This is a genomic window from Paraburkholderia sp. UYCP14C, from assembly GCF_004197395.1.
Lineage (GTDB): Bacteria > Pseudomonadota > Gammaproteobacteria > Burkholderiales > Burkholderiaceae > Paraburkholderia.
In genome coordinates, this window is sequence record NZ_SELS01000351.1 from 1 (window position 1) to 422 (window position 422).

The following is a 422-nucleotide window of genomic DNA, read 5'->3' on the forward strand; positions in this document are numbered from 1 at the left end:
CGGATCGCCGGCCACGCCGTCACCAGATGGCGCGACGTCTGGTCAATGTCCAGACCGTCCACGCCAGCGGCTCCCTTGTTGGCCCGTACCCGTTTGAACGCCTGCTTCAGGTTCTCTCTCGTCAGCGCCGCCATCAGCAGCGATGACCCTGTGTCCCCGGATTCATGGCGCGGGCAACAGGCTTCGTCGCTCACGGGCATAGACGCAGCTTCACCGCGTGTGCCTCCCGCTCGCCCCGCTTGCGCGGGCATCTGACGCAGTACCTGTCGCATCGACATGACGCTGGACACTCCTTCCCGTTCGGCCCTTCATCACCAGCTTCGGTCTCATCGACCTGTCCTGTGACTACTACGGCCTCTGCTGACTTCTCGCTCCGGCTCGACGCCGTCGCCCTTTCAGGCATGAGGCGAGATCTCCCCAGG

General features: G+C 64.7%; 1 protein-coding gene. It reads right to left on the reverse strand.

What is annotated here, in order from left to right; genetic code table 11:
• A partial coding sequence (locus EVC45_RS45190) for a hypothetical protein (RefSeq protein ID WP_373683144.1) occupies window positions 1–200 on the reverse strand: 200 nt, incomplete at its 3' end.
• Window positions 201–422 lie beyond the last annotated feature (222 nt).